The sequence below is a fragment of the Leclercia sp. W6 genome (assembly GCF_003336345.1).
Lineage (GTDB): Bacteria > Pseudomonadota > Gammaproteobacteria > Enterobacterales > Enterobacteriaceae > Enterobacter.
The window spans coordinates 4,627,721-4,646,779 of record NZ_CP031104.1 but is presented as its reverse complement, the minus strand read 5'-3'; the positions used below and the strand labels follow the sequence as shown (position 1 = coordinate 4,646,779).

Genomic DNA, 19,059 nt, shown 5'->3' with positions numbered 1-19,059 from the left:
AGTTTGTGCCCTATGTTACCAGAAGCGTCGCACTCTTCGCCTACTTCCATTCATCATCAATGGTCAGGGTCAGCACGCGCTTATCGCGCAGTTGCCGGAACCAGCTGGCCGATTTTTTGGGGCGTCGGGCGCGGTTGTCCGCCAGATCGATCTCAATCAGGCCGTAGCGGTTCTTAAAGGCGTTCATCGGCGAGACGTTATCGGTGAAGGCCCACAGCATGTAACCGTGGCAGTTGGCCCCCTCCTCCCGCGCCAGCAGCGTGTAATAGAGGTGCTCGCTGATAAAGTTGATGCGGTAGTTGTCCTCGATGATGCCATCGCGGTTACGGTACTGGCCTTCGTTTTCCACCCCCATCCCACTTTCGGCCACGAACCAGTCGATATTGCGGTAGTCGTTTTTGATGCGCATCGCCATGTCGTAGATGATGCGCGGGGCGATCTCCCAGCCGCGGGAGGGGTTCATCCTTCGCCCCGGCAGGTCAAACGGCTCGTAGTAGTATGCCGGATGGAACGGCGTCTCGGGATGCCAGGCCCGGGACGGCGCCTTCACCCGATGCGGGTAATAGAGATTGATCCCCAGCTCATCGACGGTGTTCTCCGCAATCAGGGCCAGTTCGTCGTCGTTGTACTCCCACCGCACCTGATGTTTTTCCAGCAGGGTGAACAGTTCCTGGGGATAACGTCCATGCACCAGCGGATCGAGGAACACCCGGTTGTAGAACAGATCGTAGATCTCCGCAGCCTTTATGTCGTGGGCGGCCCGGGAGCGAGGATAAGTGACTTCCGGATTGAGAATGCAGCCTACGCTGCCGCTGTAGCCCTTCTCGCGGAACAGCTTCACCACCTTCGCCGTCGCCAGCACTTTGTGGTGGTTCCACTGCATCCAGGTATGGGTGTTCTGCTCATAAGGCCAGCGCAGGGCGTCGAGGTATACCCGGGTCTGCACCACAATCGGCTCGTTGAAGGTAAACCAGCGCTTCACCACATGGTGATAGCGGGCAAAGACCTGTTCAGCATAGCGGGTGAACAGCTCGACCACATGCTTCGACGCCCAGCCGCCGTAGGTTTCCAGCAATGTGCCCGGCAGCTCGTAGTGCTCGAGACAGATCATCGGCTCAATGCCCTGGCGGTGCATCTCGGCAAACAGGGCGTCGTAATACGCAGCGTACTCCTCATCAACGGTGGCGTTTTCGTAGTCGGTAAGAAAACGCGACCAGTTGATGGAAGTGCGGTAGTGGGTCAGCCCCGCCTGCTTCATCAGCGCCACATCTTCACGGAAGCGGTTGATAAAGTCAGTCGCCACCGCCGGGCCGTAGCCGTTGTGCCACACCTGACGATCGTTTTTGTACCAGAGATCGATCCAGGAATCCTGCCCGGCTTTTTTGCCGCTCCAGCCCTCGGTTTGCCAGGCGGAGGCCGCGGCCCCAAGGATAAACCCCTCGGGGATAGTCATCTGTTTAATGCTCATGCGTTATTCGTCGCCTCCTGGTTCGCGGCCTGCATCGCGGCCTGCTCTGCCCGGCGGGAGGCGATCTTCACAAACGGCAGATAGATCAGTACGGCGGTGATAATGCAGACCAGCTGGGTTACGACCGCGCCCATCGACCCGGCGGTAGAGAGCCAGGCGTTGATCAGCGGCGGCGTGGTCCAGGGCACCATCACCACCGCTTTGCCGGCAAAGCCGGTGACGGTGGCGAAGTAGCCGATGGTGCCGGTCACCAGCGGGGTGATGATGAACGGGATCGCCAGAATCGGGTTGAGCATGATTGGCATACCGAAGATCACCGGCTCGTTGATGTTAAAGATCCCCGGGCCGATGGAGAGCTTGGCGATCTCCTTCATCTCTTTGCGTTTGGTGCCGATCATCACCGCGATGAGCAGGCCGATGGTCAGACCCGAGCCGCCGATGCTCATATAGACATCCCAGAACGGCATGGTGATGATGTTCGGGATCTCTTTGCCCTGCTCAAAGGCGCTCATGTTGACAGTGATCGCTCCCAGCAGCAGCGGCTCACGGATCGGTTTGATCAACTGGTTGCCGTGGATCCCTATCACCCAGAAGAGCTGGGCCACGAACATCAGCAGCAGGATCCCCGGCAGGCTTTGCACTACCCGCTCAAGCGGCTGCTGCACCACCTGGTATACCGCATCGTAGAGATACATGCCGGTGAGCTGATGGAAGACAAAGCCGAAGGTGGCAATGGTAGTAGTGGTGATGATCGCCGGGATCAGGGCCGAGAACGAGGCCGAGACGTTCGGCGGTACGGTATCTGGCATCCTGATTTTCAATCCCGGGCGCCCCTCCAGCCAGCAGTAGATCTCCACCGACAGGATGGCGATAAACATGCCGAGGAAGAGGCTGCGGGTATCCGAGAACTGGCGCAGGAGCACATCTTTTACCATGTGCATTTCGCCATCGACCATCATCTCAACGGTGGTCGGGGTGACGCAGATAAAGCAGATCACCGCCAGCAGCCCCGGGAACAACGACTTAATACCGTTGATGCGCCCCAGCTCAATGCCGATCAGGAACACGGCCCCGATATTGAGGAAGTTGAGCGTGGCGTAGTTCAGGGCGCTGGTGATCGGTTTCAGCGTGGCGAGAAACGAAAGCGACTGAAAGCTGGCTAAGCCGTTCTTCGGATCCAGCACCATGTTGGAGATTAGCACCGAAAATGCGCCAACAATGATGACCGGCATTAAGGTGATGAAGGCGGACTTTATCGCCATGATATAGCGATAACTGTTGAACTTTGTGGCGAAACTGCCCAGAGAGTTGATCAGTTTTTCCTGTAATGCCATAGGGTAGTACCTCAGTAAAAGGGCCTTTATTGGGATTTAGGTGTTCAGCCGGCTTCTATTGGCATACCAAAAATAGCTTCTGGTGAAGATTTGTTCTGTGATTAAGCTCCCAACGCGGTAAGAGGTATCCCGGAGTATGATTTATCAACACTTTGGTATGCCACTTGTTGTTACTCCTTCATCTGTTGCCGGAAAGCGTGATCGTGATGGGGGTTTTCACCCTCCCGCCCGGCTTATGCCTCTGAACGTCTGTGATAAACTTCCGTGCATAACGTGGAAGCAGGAATATCGAATGGCAACAATGCTGGATGTCTCACTGCGTGCGGGCGTGTCGAAAGCCACCGTATCGCGCGTACTGAACGGCACAGGTCAGGTAAAAGAGAGCACCCGTCAGCAGGTTTTTAACGCGATGGAAGAGCTGGGCTATCGCCCCAATTTCCTGGCGCGATCGCTGGCGAACCGGACCAGCAACAGCATTGGTCTGGTGGTCTCAACCTTTGACGGTTTTTACTTTGGTCGCCTGCTGCAACAGGCCTCAAGACAGACTGAAACGCACGGTAAGCAGCTGATTGTCACCGACGGTCACGACACCCCTGAGCGGGAAGAGGAAGCGGTGCAGATGCTGGCCGATCGCCAGTGCGATGCCATCGTGCTCTACACCCGCTACATGAGCGAAAAAGCGATCATGAAGCTCATCAACAGCGTGCAGATGCCGCTTATCGTGATCAATCGTGACGTCAGCCAGGCGCGGGAGCGCTGCGTCTTCTTCGAGCAGCAGGAGGCGGCCTTCAACGCGGTGGAGTATCTGATAAGCCAGGGGCACCGGGAGATCGCCTGCATAACCGTGCCGATCCACACCCCTACCGGCAAGGCGCGGCTGACGGGCTATCGCAAGGCGCTGGAGAAGCACGGCATTCCCTGGGATGAGAACCGGGTGAAGTATGGCGATTCGGGAATGACGCGCGGATACGAGCTGTGTCAGGAGCTGCTGAACGAGAAGGTGACGTTCAGCGCCCTGTTTGCCTGTAACGACGATATGGCGCTGGGCTCGTCGAAGGCGCTGCACCAGGCCGGGCTGCGCATTCCACAGGATGTGTCGTTGTTCGGCTTCGATGACGCACCGTGTGCGAAGTGGCTGGAGCCGGGGCTCTCTACCGTCTATCTGCCCATCGACAACATGATCACCACCGCGATCGATCAGGCCATCCGGCTGGTCAAAAACGAGCCGATCGAAGCGATCCCGCCCTTCACCGGCACGCTGGTGTTACGCGATTCGGTGGCGACGGGACCCTGGTGGGATCAGAACAGTTCGAGGGCGAGCAGTTCCTGAATGGTCTGGCGGCGGCGGATCAGGCGCGCCGCGCCCTTATCGAACAGCACTTCCGGCAGCAGCGGACGGCTGTTGTAGTTAGATGACATAGACGCGCCGTATGCGCCGGTATCGTGCAGCACCAGATAATCCCCCGGTACGACCGGCGGCAGCGCACGGGTTTCCACTTTTCCGCCCTCCAGCTGGGTAAACACATCCCCGGATTCGCACAGCGGCCCGGCCACCACCGTCTCCACGAGATCGGCCTGAGATAAGTCGCGGCCATCGGCAGCCAGCGCCGAAATGTGGTGGTAGCTGCCGTACATGGCCGGGCGCATCAGATCGTTGAAGCCCGCATCAATCAGCACGAAATGGCGGCTGCCCATCGCCTTCACGCTGCGCACCTGCGACACCAGCACGCCCGATTCGGCGACGAGGAAACGCCCCGGTTCGATCTCCAGCTTCACCGGGTGGCCCAGATGGGCGGCGATTTTGTCGCGGGCGCCATTCCAGAGGCCGTAGTAGTGATCGGTATCGATCGCCTCTTCCCCTTCACGATAGGGGATCGACAGCCCGCCGCCCGCAGAGATCGCCTCCAGATCCTGACCAAACTCAATCACCTGGCGCACCATGGCGCCGCACACCTGCTCGAGATGACCGTAGTCCACGCCGGAGCCGATATGCATATGAATGCCCACCAGCTTCAGGTTATAGCGTTGCAGTACGGCCAGTGCCGCAGGCAGATCGCTGTACCAGATGCCATGTTTGCTGTTTTCGCCGCCGGTGTTGGTCTTCTGGCTGTGGCCGTGACCAAAGCCCGGGTTAACCCGCAGCCAGACGCGGTGGCCCGGCGACACCTGACCGAGCTGCTCCAGCATGTCCACGGAACCGGCGTTAACCGGGATCTGTAGCTCATGCACCCGGGCAAGCGTGGCGCTGTCGATCAGATCAGCGGTAAAGACAATCGCATCGCTGTCGATCTGCGGATCGTAGCCCGCCGCCAGCGCGCGCTCGATTTCACCCAGCGACACGGAGTCGACCTTGACGCCCTGCTCGCGCATCAGGCGCAGAATATGGATGTTGGAGCAGGCTTTCTGGGCAAAGCGCACCACGTCGAACTGATGCAGGGCGGCAATTTTGTCGCGGATGATCTGCGCGTCGTAGACCCAGACAGGGCAGCCAAACTCGGCAGGCAGGCGCAGCAAATTGTCGGCATTGAGATCGGTATCGGTGTTGTTCAGCGGGCGTGGCATGGTGCTCTCCGGGAATACGTTTTTTATGATTACGCCACAGCCCGAAGAGAATAAAAAATATCGTTTTATCGCCACTCTATGCAAAAATGATATGGATTATGTTCAACCAGGTTGCTGCCATGCCCGCTGTGAATTTACGCCATATTGAGATTTTCCACGCGGTGATGACCGCCGGGAACCTGACCGAAGCCGCACGCCTGCTGCACACCTCGCAGCCGACGGTGAGCCGCGAGCTGGCGCGCTTCGAGAAGGTGATCGGCCTGACGCTGTTCGAGCGCACCCGCGGGCGGCTACACCCTACGGTGCAGGGGCTGCGGCTCTTCGAAGAGGTGCAGCGATCCTGGTACGGGCTGGACCGTATCGTCAGCGCCGCCGACAGCCTGCGCGAGTTTCGCCAGGGCGAGCTCTCCGTCGTCTGCCTGCCGGTCTTCTCCCAGTCATTTTTACCCGCCCTGCTACAGCCGTTTCTTGCCCGCTACCCGGACGTGAATCTGACCATCGTGCCCCAGGAGTCGCCCCTGCTGGAGGAGTGGCTCTCGGCCCAGCGTCACGATCTCGGCCTGACCGAAACCCTGGCGACCCCCGCGGGCACCGCGCGTCACGAGCTGCTGTCATTAGATGAGGTGTGCGTCCTGCCCGCCGGCCATCCCCTCGCCGCAAAAGCGGTGCTGACGCCGGGTGATTTTCAGGGCGAGAACTACATCAGCCTGTCGCGCACTGACAGTTATCGCCAGCTGCTGGACCAGCTTTTTGCCGAACATCAGGTGAAGCGACGTATGGTGGTGGAGACGCACAGCGCGGCCTCCATCTGTGCGATGGTGCGCGCGGGGGTGGGGATTTCGGTGGTCAATCCGCTGACAGCGCTGGATTACGCCGACAGCGGGATTGTTATTCGCCGCTTCAGTATTTCGGTGCCGTTTACGGTGAGCCTGATCCGCCCGCTGCACCGCCCAGCCTCGGCGCTGGTGGACGCTTTCAGCGCGCATCTGCAACAGGGGCTGGCGGCGATCACCGACCCGCTGGAACAGCTTTTAGCCTCGCCCGTTACGAAAGGATAAACTCCACCGCATCAGCGGCGTGGATCGCGGCGGTATCAAATACCGGGATCGGGCTTTCATCCGCCGGGATCAGCAGGCCAATCTCGGTGCAGCCAAAGATCACCCCCTGCGCCCCTCGATCGGCGAGCTTGCGGATCACGCTGAGGTAGTACTGGCGTGACGTCTCGCTAAAGGTGCCAAGACACAGCTCTTCAAAGATGATTTGATTGATCCGGGCCCGATCCGCCTCGTCCGGGATCAGGCTCTCGATGCCGTACTGCGCCGTCAGCCGCCCGCGGTAAAAATCCTGCTCCATGGTATAGCGTGTACCCAGCAGCGCCACGCGGTTCATGCCCGCCGCGGTAATCGCCCGCCCGGTAGCATCGGCGATATGCAGGAACGGCAGGGAACAGCGGGTTTCAATCTGCTCAGCGACTTTGTGCATGGTGTTGGTGCAGAGCAAAATGGCCTGCGCCCCGGCACCCTGCAAGCCCAGTGCGGCCTCCGCCAGGATCTCTCCCGCCTTTTCCCAGTCGCCGCTGGACTGGCAGGCTTCGATTTCATGAAAATCGACGCTGTGCAGCAGCAGGCTGGCCGAGTGTAGTCCCCCGAGGCGCTGTTTTACCCCTTCGTTGATCAGACGATAATAGGGAATGGTGGACTCCCAGCTCATTCCTCCCAACAGGCCAATCGTTTTCATCTTGCTCTCCTTTCCGGTTTCATCCAGTGAAGCAAACTTGTGATCGAGTTTCCAGTTCTCTGGTTCAACATTTCCTTTTAGCTGGCTCTGGGATAAATTAAATGAAACGATGTTTCACTATATAACAGGACATGAGCATGTTTATTTTCCATAAAGAGACGCAGCTTGAAGATCTGGGTAATGGCGTGACGCGCCGTATTCTGGCGCACGATGGCAAAATGATGGCGGTAGAGGTCAATTTTGAGCAAGGCGCCGTTGGCCCAATGCATAACCATCCCCATGAGCAGCTGACCTATGTTTTGTCCGGTGAGTTTGAATTTACCATCGGCGAAGAAAAGCATGTGGTGACCGCGGGGGATACCCTTTATAAGCAGCCGCATATTATGCACGGCTGCGTTTGCCTGAAACCGGGTACACTGCTGGATACCTTCACCCCGGTTCGTGAAGATTTCCTCAAATAAAAAAATAAGGCGATGCGCGGGCATCGCCTTTTTCTTCTTAAGTGCAATTCACTTTATTTCCGCGAAGAATCATTCAACAAGTTAATTATATCCTCGCTACCTTACTTCTCATGTTACAGTTTTGCTACAAATATTAGTAGTTTGTATCTGCTATCAATAATTCCCAGAATATGTGAGCAAAGTCCCCGTTTAGCTGGCCCTCTTCCCTCATTTTTTCGCGCATACCGATAAAAATGCCACCCATCTCACCTTATTGAAACGCTGTTTCGACCTTGATCACATTTCCACTATTTATCGAATGACGTGGATTTAAATCACAATAAAATAAATTAAAACGTCGTTTTACAAATTGAAAACGGTGGTTCATAAGATTTAAAAAATTGCTTAACCGGGCAGGATGCGCCCGGCATTACCGGCACTCACAAACAGGTAGAAGGAGATACCGCAGTGAAATTTCGCACCAGACGCATTCCGCTGTTCGCTTGCTGTTAAGCGGGCAGAGCCGGGCAGATTCCGTTTTAAACCATTAATTACCAGGTAGGTATGTATGAATGAAAACAAGATGCTGGGGCTGGCCTGGATATCACCCTACATAATTGGGTTGATACTCTTCACCGCTTTCCCCTTTGTTTCATCTTTCTTCCTCAGTTTTACTGAGTACGATTTGATGAGCCCGCCCGTATTTAACGGCGTAGAAAACTATCGCTACATGTTTACGGAAGATACCCTCTTCTGGAAATCCATGGGCGTGACCTTTGCCTACGTATTTTTAACTATCCCGTTGAAGCTGGCCTTTGCGCTGGGTATTGCGTTTGTTCTGAACTTTAAACTGCGCGGCATCGGCTTCTTCCGTACCGCTTATTATATTCCGTCTATTCTCGGGGTAATGCTGCCAACTTACTGATTTAGTGTATGATGGTGATTTTAAGGTGCTTGCGTGGCTTCCATTTCCATCAGATGTCCCTCCTGCTCCGCTACTGAAGGCGTGGTGCGTAACGGCAAAAGCACTGCCGGACATCAGCGCTATCTCTGCTCTCATTGCCGTAAAACATGGCAACTACAGTTCACTTACACCGCCTCTCAGCCCGGTACGCACCAGAAAATCATTGATATGGCCATGAATGGCGTCGGATGTCGCGCCAGTGCACGCATTATGGGCATTGGCCTCAACACGGTTTTACGTCACTTAAAAAACTCAGGCCGCAGTCGGTAACCTCGCGCATACAACCGGGCAGTGATGTGATTGTCTGCGCTGAAATGGACGAACAGTGGGGCTACGTCGGTGCTAAATCACGTCAGCGCTGGCTGTTTTACGCGTATGACAGGATACGGAGGACGGTTGTGGCGCACGTCTTCGGTGAACGCACTCTGGCCACACTGGAGCGTCTTCTGAGCCTGCTGTCGGCCTTTGAGGTCGTGGTATGGATGACGGATGGCTGGCCGCTGTACGAATCACGCCTGAAGGGAAAGCTGCACGTTATCAGCAAGCGTTACACTCAGCGCATTGAGCGACATAACCTGAATCTGAGACAACATCTGGCAAGGCTGGGACGGAAGTCACTGTCGTTCTCAAAATCGGTGGAGCTGCATGACAAGGTCATCGGGCATTATCTGAACATAAAACACTATCAGTAAGTTGGAGTCATTACCAAGCTGTCTTTACTTTCGAGCGTAAAGCCTGGTGTTAACGCAATGTTCTGGTTCGCTTTCCAGCGCCAGCTAATCTGATCTTCGTGGCCGTTACCCACTACGTCCGCAAATGGCTGGTCAGCTTTATCGCCGCCAGATTTCCATTTTGCTTCTACAGAGAAACCAAAGCCATTTTCGAAACGGTGCGAAACCGAAACACGGTCTGCGTTCGAGCCGCTATCGATATATTCGTGACGCAGATCCACGGTGACAGCCTGAGCTGCGAAAGAAGCGCCAATAAGTGAAGCAAGGACCAGAGATTTCTTAAACATGGAAAAACCCTCGTTTAAAATGATGTTTCGTTTTTATGGAATTGCATTTTATTTTTTAATAAACGTAATTTTAGTGATCGCGATCGTAATTATTTGTTTCATTTTTTTCGGCAAGCCCAGCCGTGAGCAATATCAACAAAACAGGCCTTTTAAGCGGAATTTAACGGATCACGATCACACTAAATCGTTATTACAGATTCAGCGAATACGTTAAATATTTTGCGGGTGCTTAAGATTTTACTTACAGGAGGGTAAAATATGACGGTGCTCACAAACAAATAAGCCTCCGGGGTCGGAGGCTTATTTGGGTTGATATATATCAACGCGAATTATCTTTCTATAGCCAATGCCACGCCCTGCCCGCCGCCGATGCAGAGCGTAGCCAGCCCTTTACGCGCATCGCGTTTCACCATCTCATGCACCAGTGAGACCAGGATACGGCAACCCGATGCGCCAATGGGGTGACCCAGGGCGATCGCTCCACCGTTGACATTCACCCGGCGTTCGTCCCACTCCAGCATTTTACCCACCGACAGCGCCTGGGCAGCAAAGGCTTCGTTCACTTCGATCAAATCCACATCCGCCAGCTGCCAACCTGCCCGTTCAAGGCAGCGGCGCGTGGCGTGAACCGGGGCGATGCCCATTAAGGCGGGATCGACACCCACGCTGGCAAAGGCTTTGATGCGCGCCAGCACCGGCAGATTCAGCGCTTCGGCTTTGCTCTCGCTCATCATCATCACTGCGGCGGCCCCGTCGTTAATCGAAGAGGCATTCCCGGCGGTGACCGAACCGGTGAGTTCAAAGGCTGGGTTCAGCTGCGCCAGCCCCTCTGCGCTGGCATCGGTGCGCGGCTGTTCATCAGTATCCACCAGCAGGCTCTCCCCACCCTGCTTCCGGGCGACAACCGGGACGATCTCGTCGCGAAAACGGCCCGCGTCGATGGCCGCCCGGGCCTTATGCTGGGAGCTGAGGGCATAGGCGTCCTGCAGCTCACGGGAGATGCCATATTCGCGCGCCAGGTTCTCCGCCGTGACGCCCATATGGTAATCGTTGAAGGCATCCCACAGCCCGTCATGCACCAGGCTGTCGATAAGCTGACTATTACCCAGCTGGGCGCCGGTACGGCTGTCGGTGAGCACGTGCGGGGCACGACTCATGTTCTCCTGGCCGCCGGCGATCACCACATCGGCTTCGCCGCACTGTATCGCCTGGGTCGCCAGATGCAGCGCCTTCAAACCGGAGCCACATACGTCGTTGATGGTAATGGCAGAGACGGTATTGGGTAATCCGCCCTTCAGCGCGGCCTGACGGGCAGGGTTTTGCCCGGCGCCTGCGGTCAGCACCTGACCGAGGATCACTTCGTCGATCTCGTGTGCCTCAATGCCGCTTCGCTCCACCAGCGCGCGAACCACCACGCTGCCTAACTCAACCGCCGAGTGGCGTGAGAGCGCTCCCTGGAAACAGCCGATTGCGGTACGCAATGCACCGACTATCACGACGTCTTTCATCTCTACCTCTGCGCAAAATGACACCGCTCATAGTAGAGGATTGTTATCAACTAATGATGTAATTGTTTAAAAAAAGTGAGTTTTATCACAAAGGATTCTGGAGGGCGGGAGAAATGAATGTTCTGCCGATACCGGGAAACTTACCCTGCGCGGGCGCAGGGCAAAGCGGGTCAAGATCTCCAGTACTGGGTTAAGGCGGGCGAGTTTCCATTTACCGGATCCTGCTCAGGAAACGGCAACGCCACGATCCGCGCCAGCATTGCCGGCGTTGCCGCCTGCTTGCAGAGATCGACATCCGTACCCGGTGGATAGGCTCCCACCACCAGAAAATCGTCGGTTGCAGATAGCCGGCAGTGCCCGGTTCCGGCAGGCAATAACAGTGCGTCTCCCGCTGTTACTTCGATCTCTTCGCCCCTTGGTCCGCCAACGATGAGGCGCGCCGCTCCCCGGGCAATACCTAAGACTTCATGTCCATTAGAGTGGTAGTGGTGATAATCAAAAACCCCATCGCGCCACTGCGGCGGCCAACCGTTGTCGGCAAATCGTTGTTCAAACTGGCTTGCGCGATCGCCATCCGTTATCACCCCTTTATAGAGCAGCACCGGCAAATGGGGATTATTCGGCACCCAGTCTCTGGCGGAGAGCATCAGCGTCCGGGGCGTGATTGTCTCTTTAGCAGTCATGGTCTCTTCTCAGTCAGTCATTGCACTCCGCTAAGTGTAGTTCGTTTTAATGTCGCCACTGACGGGGGGCAGAGATCACCGCGGATCCGCTTTTTGCTGTAAATAATGGCGCAGCCAGTTGCCTGCCGTCCCCGGCGGGGAGCGTTTATTCCAGACCAGATCGATCGCCACCGAGCGCGGCCAGCCCGGCACATTGAGCTGCACCAGCGCTTTCGCCGGGGCAAACTCCTCCACCAGCGCACAGGGCAGCGCGCACCAGCCGAAGCCCTGAACCGCCATGCTGAGCAACATCAGGTAGTTGGGCGCCGACCAGACTGGCCCCTGCGCCAGCACCGGTTCGCGCTCCAGATAGGTATTCAGGCGCAGCTCCCGCCAGCTGTGCAGTTCATCGTGCTCCGTTCGCGCCTGCGCGGCCAGCGGATGGCTGGCTGACGTATAAATTGCCATATGGCTCTGCATCGGCAGGCGAACGGCGGCAATGTCGGTGGGATAGCTCTCCCGCGCCTCGGTGAGGCCAATCTGCGCCCGCTCCTTTTGCAGCAGATCGATGACATCTTCCTCTTCACCAATCAGACACTCAAATTCGGTGTGGGGAAAACGCTCATCAAAACGAAACAGCATCTCCTCCAGCACGTCCGGATGCAGGGTATCGGAGAGGACAAAGGTGAGCCGCGCTTCGGTCTCTTCGCTGAGGGATACCGCCAGTTCATCCAGCCGCGCGCTGGCCGCCAGAATCGACTGCACATAGCCCAGCACCTGCTTGCCCTGGGCGGTGAGTACCGGCTGGCGGGCGCTGCGGTCGAACAGGGCAAAACCCAGGTCATCTTCCAGGTGGGCAATGGCGGTGCTGATGGTGGACTGGCTTTTCCGCAGGCGGCGGGCGGCAGCGGAAAAAGAGCCCGCGGCAACCGTCTCGACAAATGCGGTTAACGCTTCGGGTGAGTAGCGCATGAAGTATCTACTTTATCGATGGAATCTCACTTTTATATATCAGTTTTAACGATAAAAATAGCTGCATGATTTACCCATCCAGGCTTGTTTTTGAGGTAATAAGTTATGCAGCACAACGATGTTCAGCGCAGAAAACTGCCGGAACGCATTTTCCATGCCGTCTGCTTTGAGGGTATAGCCACGGCGATCCTGGCCCCGACCACCGCGTGGCTGATGCAGCGCCCGATACTGGAGATGGGCGGATTAACTGTTCTCCTCGCCACCACGGCAATGATCTGGAACATCATCTTCAATTACCTGTTCGACAGGCTGTGGCCGCGACATAAGGTGCCCCGCACCGCGAAAGTCCGCGCACTGCACGCACTGGGCTTTGAGGTGGGGTTCATCTTTATCGGCGTCGGGATTGTGTCGCTGGTGCTGGGCGTGAGCCTGCTTCAGGCCTTCACCTTAGAGATTGGCTTCTTTATTTTCTTCCTGCCGTACACCATGGTTTATAACTGGGCGTACGATACCCTGCGCGATCGCATGATTAAGCGACGCCAGCAGCGGCAGGCTGCCACCTCTTAACTCCCCCGGCCGGAAATGCTTTCCGGCCCGCTTAAAACCGTTCCAACCGCCAGACCAACTGTTGATTATGGTAAAATAGTCTCCTTTTTGTTGGTTTTATAGTTGATACGTTTCTCTCATGTCGAAAATCTGGTCTAAAGAAGAGACCCTATGGAGCTTTGCCCTGTACGGCACAGCCGTGGGCGCAGGAACCCTGTTTCTGCCCATCCAACTGGGATCTGCGGGCGCTGTCGTCCTGTTCATCACCGCCCTTGTGGCATATCCATTCACCTACTGGCCCCACAAAGCGTTATGCCAGTTCATCCTCTCTGCAAAAACCAAAGGTAGCGAAGGGATCACCGGTGCGGTGACCTACTACTACGGGAAAAAGATCGGCAATCTGATCACCACGCTCTACTTTGTCGCCTTTTTTGTGGTGGTGCAGATCTATGCCGTGGCAATCACTAACTCGCTCACCGAACAGCTGGCGAAGCATATGACGGTGGACACCACCGTGCGGGTGCTGGTCAGCCTTGGCGTAGTGCTGGCGCTAAATCTGATCTTCCTGATGGGACGGCATGCCACTATTCGGGTGATGGGTTTTCTGGTCTTCCCGCTGATCGCTTACTTCCTGCTGGTGTCGCTCTATCTCACCCACAGCTGGCAGCCCGCGCTGCTCACCAGCCAGATGAGCGTTGATAAGCATACTCTGCACCAGGTGTGGATCTCCATTCCGGTGATGGTGTTCGCCTTCAGCCATACCCCGATTATTTCAACCTTTGCCGTCGATCGGCAGGAAAAATATGGCGAGGCCGCGATGGGCAAATGTACCCGCATCATGAAGGTGGCCTACCTGGTTATCTGCCTGAGCGTGCTCTTCTTCGTCTTCAGTTGCCTGATGTCGATCCCACCCTCTTACATCATCGCCGCGAAAGAGGAAGGGGTCACCATCCTCTCGGCGCTCTCGATGATGCCCTCCTCCCCTTCATGGCTTGGGATCTCCGGGATTGTTGTCGCCATCATCGCGATGTCGAAGTCGTTTCTCGGCACCTATTTTGGCGTGATTGAGGGGGCTACAGCGATGGTGAAATCAGGGTTAAACCAGGTTGGCGTAAAGAAAAGCCGGGCCTTTAATCGGGCGGTATCGGTGATGGGGGTCTCCCTGATCACCTTTGCGGTGTGTTGCATTAACCCTAATGCCATTTCGATGATCTACGCCATCAGCGGGCCGCTTATCGCCATGATCCTGTTTATCATGCCGACCCTGTCGACCTTCCTGATCCCTGCCCTGAAGCCTTACCGCTCCATCGGCAATGTGCTGACGCTGATCGTCGGGGTGTTATGCGTGTCGGTGATGTTTATTGCCTGACTAAAAGACAGCACGCTGTTTTACGACAGCGTGCTGTGCCGCGTCAGGCGCGGATATCGTCATACTCGCGGGTGTTATCAAATTCGTGTTTCGCAAACGGGCAGAGGGGAATAATTTTACGGTTTTCGGCACGCATCTTTTCCACCACCCTTGCCACCAGCTGTTTGCCCACGCCCTGCCCTTTCAGGCTGGGATCGACATCGGTATGCTCAATAATGCTGAGATGCTCGCCGGTGGGGACAAAGACGATCTCCGCAACCTGATTGCCTTCGGCATCGTTCACGTAAAACTTGTTATGGCCTTCCTGAATGTCCATGGTTTCTCGCTTATTTGTGGCGGTATTTAAGTGCGCCGCTGGGGCAGGTATCGATCACACGCACGACCGTATCGACATCCACTTCGTCAGGGATGATCCACGGTTTACGTTTAAGGTTGAAGAGCTTAGCGCTTCCGCGCACGCAGTTTCCCGCATGTTGGCAGATGCCGGTATTGAAGTAGACGTCAATTTTCTCACCGGTATAGGCCCGGTATCCCGCCTCCAGCAGTTCATTATCCATGACATTGCCTCTGAATTATTATGGTTGGGATTAAGCATAGCGCGACATCTCTATTCAACCTGCTCGTTTAAAAATAAACAACATTAATCTGTAATCTGGCTACCCACGCTGGATAATTAACGCTGTTTTTCAGTAATACAGGTCAGATAATGAGAAAGATATCCCCGCTCATACTGGTATTTAGTATGGTTTTTATCACCGGCTGTAGCAGCCCGGAACCGGACAAAGTTGAACAGATCAACAGACTGCATATTCCATTAGTTCTGCCCGGCAGCAAAGCCCCACCGGCGCAGACATCCCATATCGCCTCGCTGTACCATTCCAATAAACAGGATATAGATACGCTTACCGACACGCTTAAAAAGCAATATTTACAGGATGTAAAACCCAAAGAGATATTTGAAATGGATAGCGATGTACAGCCCGTCTACGCTTCTCTTTCCCGATTAGAAGCATTAGCCATGATGAATCAGCAATACCTTAAAGATAAGAATGAAATGGGGTTACAGCAGATACATATTGTGCTCAAACCGGTTATTACCGGCTAATCTTCGATAAAAAACCCGGCAGGTTAATGCCGGGTTTAAGGCGTTTAAGAATTTTATTTATTGCTGATCTCTACCACCACCCGACGATCCGGGGACAGACAACCAATCAGCGCGTTGCCACTCTGACCATTACATTGAGCTCCCGTCACGGACTCGCTCGCACCACGGCCTGCTGTGGTGATGTTTTGCGCCGGAATGCCCAGCGCAACCAGTTCATCAGCAACGGCCTGCGCGCGGCGTTCAGAGAGTTGCAGATTGTAGTCAGGCGTACCGATTCGATCGCTATAGCCGATAACCACTGTCGACTTGTCGTTGGCAGGCTGTAAACCCGGGCTATTATAGAGCTGGCGAATCGCTGCGTGGCCTTCGCTGGTAAGGGTTGCAGAGTCATAATCAAACATCACATCGGATTTCAGGTTAAAACGCTGTGGCGCGGGGGCCGGTTCAACGGTAGCCGCGGGAGTGACGACAACAGGTGCGTCTTCATGCTGACCAAAACGGTAGCTCAGCCCGGCCGTAACCGAACTGACATCACTGCTTACCCCAATCTGATTGGCGTTGCCAACGTTGCTTACCCACTGATACTCAAGGCGGCCCGCCCAGTTTTTGTTAAAGGCATACTCGGTTCCTACAGCAGCCAGCGGGCGGACTCCGGTTTCAAAGCGATTATGACCGCTTACATCTGATTCAGCCCGGTACCCCATTGCCCCGGCCCGGCCATACAGGTCCCATTTCGGCGTGACGGCATAGCTGGCTTTCAGGGACATCTGGATCCCCTGACTTTTCATCCTGCCGCCAGCGCCGGCGTGATGGCCGTTTAACTGCATACTCCCTAAATAGTCGTAACCACCTTCCACAGCAAGCCAGGAGTTAATCTGGTAACCGGTATAAATACCGCCACTCACATTATCTTGGTCTAAGTCAAAATGGTTTGAGCCACTGTTATTATCCAGCGCTTTGCTACCCGTGTTGGTATCGAAATAGTGCGACCAACCCAATTTTCCACCGCTGTACCAGGTTCCGGCATCACCTGCAGCAAAAGCTGCGGTAGCGGTAAAAGCATTTGCGATAATTAACGCAATAATAGTCTTTTTTCATAACAATCCCGTTCACACTTACTGTAGATAAATTTCTTTATTAATTTCAGTAGGCAAACGATATAGAAAAAAAGCTATCAGGTTAATTATCATTCTGTTTAAAATTAAATTTTCAGTTAAAAACTCTCTGGCAAACTCTTTAATTCCTGAAGATAACCGCCACGTTTAAAGTTGATATATCCCCCTCGTTTCAGGGCAGAAATGACATTTAACACACTGCTGCGGGAAAGCAGCGTTCTGTCCTGAATATAATCGAGGATCGATATACGCATGCGAGTCTGTTCCGGCAGCGTGATCATCTCCAGCAGGTGGTTACGTATCACGGAATAGGTTCGTTGTTGTACCACTAGCGCGTCACGATAAAACAGATAAGCAGTATGGTAGGAGAGCACCGCTGCCACCTCCTCCCATAACCCTTGCCGGGAAATAAGTTCAGCCGCCCGCTCTGCATCAATTCGTAACAGTGTCGACTCAGCTTCAGTGCGCAGAATATGGCCTTTTGTCGGCTGGATCATCTCCGCAATACCAAAAAGATGCGCTTCGTAAACCGTGACAATCAACAGCCCATCAGAGGCACGCAGGATGGATAACTCTCCCTCGATAAAAAAGTAGAGCTGGGGACGTCCTTTGTATGTCCAGGTCATTCGCTTGCGGGGGATGACCTGGAGTTTATCCGCGATCGGCTCAAGCGCCGCAAGCAGACGCTGCATGGCCTCTTCGGGACGAACGGGTGAAATAAGATGCATATTATGACCTGATAACGTTGGATAGCAGCCAGAATAGCTCTGCGATTTGCGCAGGTTGGCCTCTACTTCTCTCTTCAGATATAGCAATGAATAAACGGCGGGTAAAATTTACGTTGTTTATTTTTAAATTTTGCACGACGGGGACGGATGCTGTGTCGCGCTATTGCAGAGATAAAAGCTGGAGCGGGCGAAGGGAATCGAAACTCTGTTTCATTTTTCCATAACGCGACGGTCATAGAATCAACATAGTAACTATTATTGATACTTGATTGCGAGATTTTAGAGGATCAATCTCATGACAATCAAGGGCCAGGAGTATCTTTATCTTTCACCGGACGGTGTTTGGCAGTTTCAAATCTACGTTCCTGCTTACATGCGCCACATGTTCGGCGGGAAGCGCCTCTACCGGAAAAGCACTGGTACAAGAGACATTTACAAGGCTCGACACTTCCGCAATCACATGCTGGTAGAGTGGAACAACCTGAAAGAACAATTCAAGCCAGATACAGAGGACAGGCGCATCCAGCTTGCGATCACTTCCCTGCACTCACAGATCCGCAAGAATAAAAACAAACCCCTGATTGAGGAGCGAGCCAGTTCTATTCCTCACCTGTGCCTATTACGTGACGAATACGCCACTGCTTACCGGGATCGGCGTTCACTGTCCACACTGAGCAAATCGGCGCGAGCCGTGGAGGTTTTTCTCCAGAGTATCGGGAAAGTTGATATCAGTTTGGATCAGATAGGACGGCGGCTGGTTACGGATTTCATCGAAGAACAGCAGAAACGCGACGTAGCAGGGCAGACGCTGCAAAACTGGTTAACGTCACTGGGAAGCCTCTATGAGTTTGCCAAACGTCGCTACGACGCTATAGCGCCGCTTAATCCGTTTCACGGCATGAACCTCGAAGCACGGCGCACTATTGAGAGCTACCAGCCGTTTGAATGGCATCAACTATCTACCCTGCTCAACGAAGCAGACGAAGAACTACGAGCCGTCATTCTGATCGGTTTGTTCTCTGGTGCAAGGCTGGACGAAATCGCCAGCTTGAAAAAATCAGATGTTGTTATAGTGGAAGGGATACAGACTTTCTTCATTAGCAAATCGAAAACGAAAGCAGGGGTTAGGCACATACCGATCCACGCTTTTCTGATCGGTATGGTGGATTATTATCTGAGTTTGAACACTGGAGATTACCTGTTACCACAGGCTAACAAGATTGAACGCAAAGACGGGAAAAAGGGGCCGTTCTATTCCCAGGCATTCACCCGCTTACGGCGTCGCGTAGTGCCTATGGCTACAGATCGCCAATGCTTTCACAGTTTGAGGGGGCATTTTATCACGTGTCTTGACCGTGCCGGAGTACCCGAACAGCGTATAGGCTACATCACGGGGCACTCTTCCCAAGCCGCAGCCACAGAAGCATTCAAGACATACAGCGCGGGGTGTTCCATGAAAGAATTGTCCGACTATGTGGAAATGGTGGATTATCCAGAGATCATCTTCCCTGAAACGGAAAAAGGGGCGTAA

19 protein-coding genes and 2 pseudogenes are annotated in these 19,059 nt (G+C 54.6%); 9 read left to right on the top strand and 12 right to left on the bottom strand.

Translation table 11 applies throughout. The features are described 5' to 3' along the window. Positions 1-40: 40 nt before the first annotated feature. Both DVA43_RS22945 and DVA43_RS22940 read right to left on the bottom strand, forming a co-directional pair. The gene (locus DVA43_RS22945) at positions 41-1,468 is read right to left on the bottom strand and encodes a glycoside hydrolase family 1 protein (protein WP_114316874.1); all 1,428 of its coding nucleotides are present in this window, start codon (positions 1,466-1,468) and stop codon (positions 41-43) included. Next, complete coding sequence (locus tag DVA43_RS22940) at positions 1,465-2,802, bottom strand: PTS sugar transporter subunit IIC (protein ID WP_114316873.1); 1,338 nt, start codon at positions 2,800-2,802, stop codon at positions 1,465-1,467. The genes DVA43_RS22945 and DVA43_RS22940 overlap by 4 nt, the downstream gene beginning before the upstream one ends. Positions 2,803-3,094: 292 nt before the next feature. Here DVA43_RS22940 and DVA43_RS22935 point away from each other — a divergent pair, with 292 nt between their 5' ends. Continuing rightward, positions 3,095-4,132, top strand: a complete 1,038-nt coding sequence (locus DVA43_RS22935; RefSeq protein ID WP_114316872.1) for a LacI family DNA-binding transcriptional regulator — start codon at positions 3,095-3,097, stop codon at positions 4,130-4,132. Here DVA43_RS22935 and lysA read toward each other — a convergent pair. Next, on the bottom strand, positions 4,102-5,364 hold the full coding sequence (lysA, locus tag DVA43_RS22930; protein ID WP_114316871.1) for a diaminopimelate decarboxylase: 1,263 nt from the start codon (positions 5,362-5,364) through the stop codon (positions 4,102-4,104). The genes DVA43_RS22935 and lysA overlap by 31 nt on opposite strands. Before the next feature lie 119 nt (positions 5,365-5,483). On the opposite strand from lysA, the gene DVA43_RS22925 reads away from it, so the two are divergent. Further along, the gene (locus DVA43_RS22925) at positions 5,484-6,422 is read left to right on the top strand and encodes a LysR family transcriptional regulator (RefSeq protein WP_114317188.1); all 939 of its coding nucleotides are present in this window, start codon (positions 5,484-5,486) and stop codon (positions 6,420-6,422) included. On the opposite strand, the gene DVA43_RS22920 is transcribed toward DVA43_RS22925, so the two are convergent. Beyond that, positions 6,409-7,101 carry an aspartate/glutamate racemase gene (locus DVA43_RS22920; RefSeq protein WP_103176847.1) on the bottom strand — a complete coding sequence of 231 codons (693 nt, stop codon included), beginning with the start codon at positions 7,099-7,101 and terminating at the stop codon, positions 6,409-6,411. The genes DVA43_RS22925 and DVA43_RS22920 overlap by 14 nt on opposite strands. A gap of 137 nt (positions 7,102-7,238) precedes the next feature. On the opposite strand from DVA43_RS22920, the gene DVA43_RS22915 reads away from it, so the two are divergent. The 3 genes and pseudogenes from DVA43_RS22915 to DVA43_RS22905 all read left to right on the top strand — a co-directional run bounded on the left by DVA43_RS22915 (position 7,239) and on the right by DVA43_RS22905 (position 9,197). Beyond that, entirely contained in the window at positions 7,239-7,562 is a 324-nt protein-coding gene (locus DVA43_RS22915; RefSeq protein ID WP_039029883.1) for a cupin domain-containing protein, read from the top strand. A 547-nt stretch (positions 7,563-8,109) separates the two neighbouring features. Next, positions 8,110-8,445 (top strand): annotated as a pseudogene (locus tag DVA43_RS22910) (carbohydrate ABC transporter permease); the annotation flags it as partial. Between the two features lie 54 nt (positions 8,446-8,499). Then, a protein-coding gene (locus tag DVA43_RS22905) for an IS1 family transposase (protein WP_225321516.1) occupies positions 8,500-9,197 on the top strand; the annotation gives its coding sequence in 2 pieces (ribosomal slippage) (positions 8,500-8,749 and positions 8,749-9,197; 699 coding nt in all). A 17-nt stretch (positions 9,198-9,214) separates the two neighbouring features. Here DVA43_RS22905 and DVA43_RS22900 read toward each other — a convergent pair. From DVA43_RS22900 to DVA43_RS22880, 4 genes and pseudogenes are all read right to left on the bottom strand, one after another. Further along, positions 9,215-9,523: pseudogene (locus DVA43_RS22900) on the bottom strand (oligogalacturonate-specific porin KdgM family protein); the annotation flags it as partial. 329 nt (positions 9,524-9,852) lie between these two features. Then, positions 9,853-11,031, bottom strand: coding sequence for an acetyl-CoA C-acetyltransferase (locus DVA43_RS22890; protein ID WP_114316870.1), 1,179 nt, complete (start codon positions 11,029-11,031; stop codon positions 9,853-9,855). A 170-nt stretch (positions 11,032-11,201) separates the two neighbouring features. Next, a complete protein-coding gene (locus DVA43_RS22885) occupies positions 11,202-11,714 on the bottom strand; it encodes a cupin domain-containing protein (RefSeq protein WP_114316869.1) in 513 nt (170 codons plus the stop codon). Between the two features lie 75 nt (positions 11,715-11,789). Beyond that, positions 11,790-12,665: a LysR family transcriptional regulator gene (locus DVA43_RS22880; protein ID WP_114316868.1), complete on the bottom strand. Its 876-nt coding sequence runs from the start codon at positions 12,663-12,665 to the stop codon at positions 11,790-11,792. 105 nt (positions 12,666-12,770) lie between these two features. Between DVA43_RS22880 and DVA43_RS22875 the strand changes: the two genes are divergently transcribed. Continuing rightward, positions 12,771-13,232: a multidrug/biocide efflux PACE transporter gene (locus DVA43_RS22875; RefSeq protein WP_103176861.1), complete on the top strand. Its 462-nt coding sequence runs from the start codon at positions 12,771-12,773 to the stop codon at positions 13,230-13,232. A 118-nt stretch (positions 13,233-13,350) separates the two neighbouring features. Then, positions 13,351-14,580 (top strand): amino acid permease, encoded by a 1,230-nt coding sequence (locus DVA43_RS22870; protein ID WP_114316867.1) that lies wholly within the window; start codon positions 13,351-13,353, stop codon positions 14,578-14,580. A 43-nt stretch (positions 14,581-14,623) separates the two neighbouring features. Here the strand turns inward: DVA43_RS22870 and DVA43_RS22865 are convergent, their stop codons facing one another. Beyond that, entirely contained in the window at positions 14,624-14,896 is a 273-nt protein-coding gene (locus tag DVA43_RS22865) for a GNAT family N-acetyltransferase (RefSeq protein WP_103176863.1), read from the bottom strand. A gap of 10 nt (positions 14,897-14,906) precedes the next feature. Next, the gene (yjdI, locus tag DVA43_RS22860) at positions 14,907-15,137 is read right to left on the bottom strand and encodes a 4Fe-4S mono-cluster protein YjdI (RefSeq protein WP_040074154.1); all 231 of its coding nucleotides are present in this window, start codon (positions 15,135-15,137) and stop codon (positions 14,907-14,909) included. 185 nt (positions 15,138-15,322) lie between these two features. On the opposite strand from yjdI, the gene DVA43_RS22855 reads away from it, so the two are divergent. Beyond that, on the top strand, positions 15,323-15,685 hold the full coding sequence (locus tag DVA43_RS22855) for a hypothetical protein (protein WP_246842251.1): 363 nt from the start codon (positions 15,323-15,325) through the stop codon (positions 15,683-15,685). A gap of 53 nt (positions 15,686-15,738) precedes the next feature. Here DVA43_RS22855 and ompA read toward each other — a convergent pair whose 3' ends face one another. Further along, entirely contained in the window at positions 15,739-16,755 is a 1,017-nt protein-coding gene (gene ompA / locus DVA43_RS22850; RefSeq protein ID WP_371414045.1) for a porin OmpA, read from the bottom strand. A gap of 143 nt (positions 16,756-16,898) precedes the next feature. Then, positions 16,899-17,528, bottom strand: a complete 630-nt coding sequence (locus DVA43_RS22845; protein WP_114316864.1) for a helix-turn-helix domain-containing protein — start codon at positions 17,526-17,528, stop codon at positions 16,899-16,901. A gap of 295 nt (positions 17,529-17,823) precedes the next feature. Between DVA43_RS22845 and DVA43_RS22840 the strand changes: the two genes are divergently transcribed. After that, positions 17,824-19,059, top strand: a complete 1,236-nt coding sequence (locus tag DVA43_RS22840; protein ID WP_003033850.1) for a tyrosine-type recombinase/integrase — start codon at positions 17,824-17,826, stop codon at positions 19,057-19,059.

Bases quoted from the DNA above. Each gene is read 5' to 3' on its own strand.
- DVA43_RS22915 (WP_039029883.1), top strand. From the start codon at position 7,239: ATGTTTATTTTCCATAAAGAGACGCAGCTTGAAGATCTGGGTAATGGC.
- DVA43_RS22890 (WP_114316870.1), bottom strand. From the start codon at position 11,031: ATGAAAGACGTCGTGATAGTCGGTGCATTGCGTACCGCAATCGGCTGT.
- DVA43_RS22925 (WP_114317188.1), top strand. From the start codon at position 5,484: ATGCCCGCTGTGAATTTACGCCATATTGAGATTTTCCACGCGGTGATG.
- DVA43_RS22865 (WP_103176863.1), bottom strand. From the start codon at position 14,896: ATGGACATTCAGGAAGGCCATAACAAGTTTTACGTGAACGATGCCGAA.
- lysA (WP_114316871.1), bottom strand. From the start codon at position 5,364: ATGCCACGCCCGCTGAACAACACCGATACCGATCTCAATGCCGACAAT.
- DVA43_RS22870 (WP_114316867.1), top strand. From the start codon at position 13,351: ATGTCGAAAATCTGGTCTAAAGAAGAGACCCTATGGAGCTTTGCCCTG.
- DVA43_RS22940 (WP_114316873.1), bottom strand. From the start codon at position 2,802: ATGGCATTACAGGAAAAACTGATCAACTCTCTGGGCAGTTTCGCCACA.
- DVA43_RS22935 (WP_114316872.1), top strand. From the start codon at position 3,095: ATGGCAACAATGCTGGATGTCTCACTGCGTGCGGGCGTGTCGAAAGCC.
- DVA43_RS22840 (WP_003033850.1), top strand. From the start codon at position 17,824: ATGACAATCAAGGGCCAGGAGTATCTTTATCTTTCACCGGACGGTGTT.
- yjdI (WP_040074154.1), bottom strand. From the start codon at position 15,137: ATGGATAATGAACTGCTGGAGGCGGGATACCGGGCCTATACCGGTGAG.
- DVA43_RS22945 (WP_114316874.1), bottom strand. From the start codon at position 1,468: ATGAGCATTAAACAGATGACTATCCCCGAGGGGTTTATCCTTGGGGCC.
- DVA43_RS22885 (WP_114316869.1), bottom strand. From the start codon at position 11,714: ATGACTGCTAAAGAGACAATCACGCCCCGGACGCTGATGCTCTCCGCC.
- DVA43_RS22875 (WP_103176861.1), top strand. From the start codon at position 12,771: ATGCAGCACAACGATGTTCAGCGCAGAAAACTGCCGGAACGCATTTTC.
- DVA43_RS22855 (WP_246842251.1), top strand. From the start codon at position 15,323: ATGGTTTTTATCACCGGCTGTAGCAGCCCGGAACCGGACAAAGTTGAA.
- DVA43_RS22880 (WP_114316868.1), bottom strand. From the start codon at position 12,665: ATGCGCTACTCACCCGAAGCGTTAACCGCATTTGTCGAGACGGTTGCC.
- DVA43_RS22845 (WP_114316864.1), bottom strand. From the start codon at position 17,528: ATGCATCTTATTTCACCCGTTCGTCCCGAAGAGGCCATGCAGCGTCTG.
- DVA43_RS22920 (WP_103176847.1), bottom strand. From the start codon at position 7,101: ATGAAAACGATTGGCCTGTTGGGAGGAATGAGCTGGGAGTCCACCATT.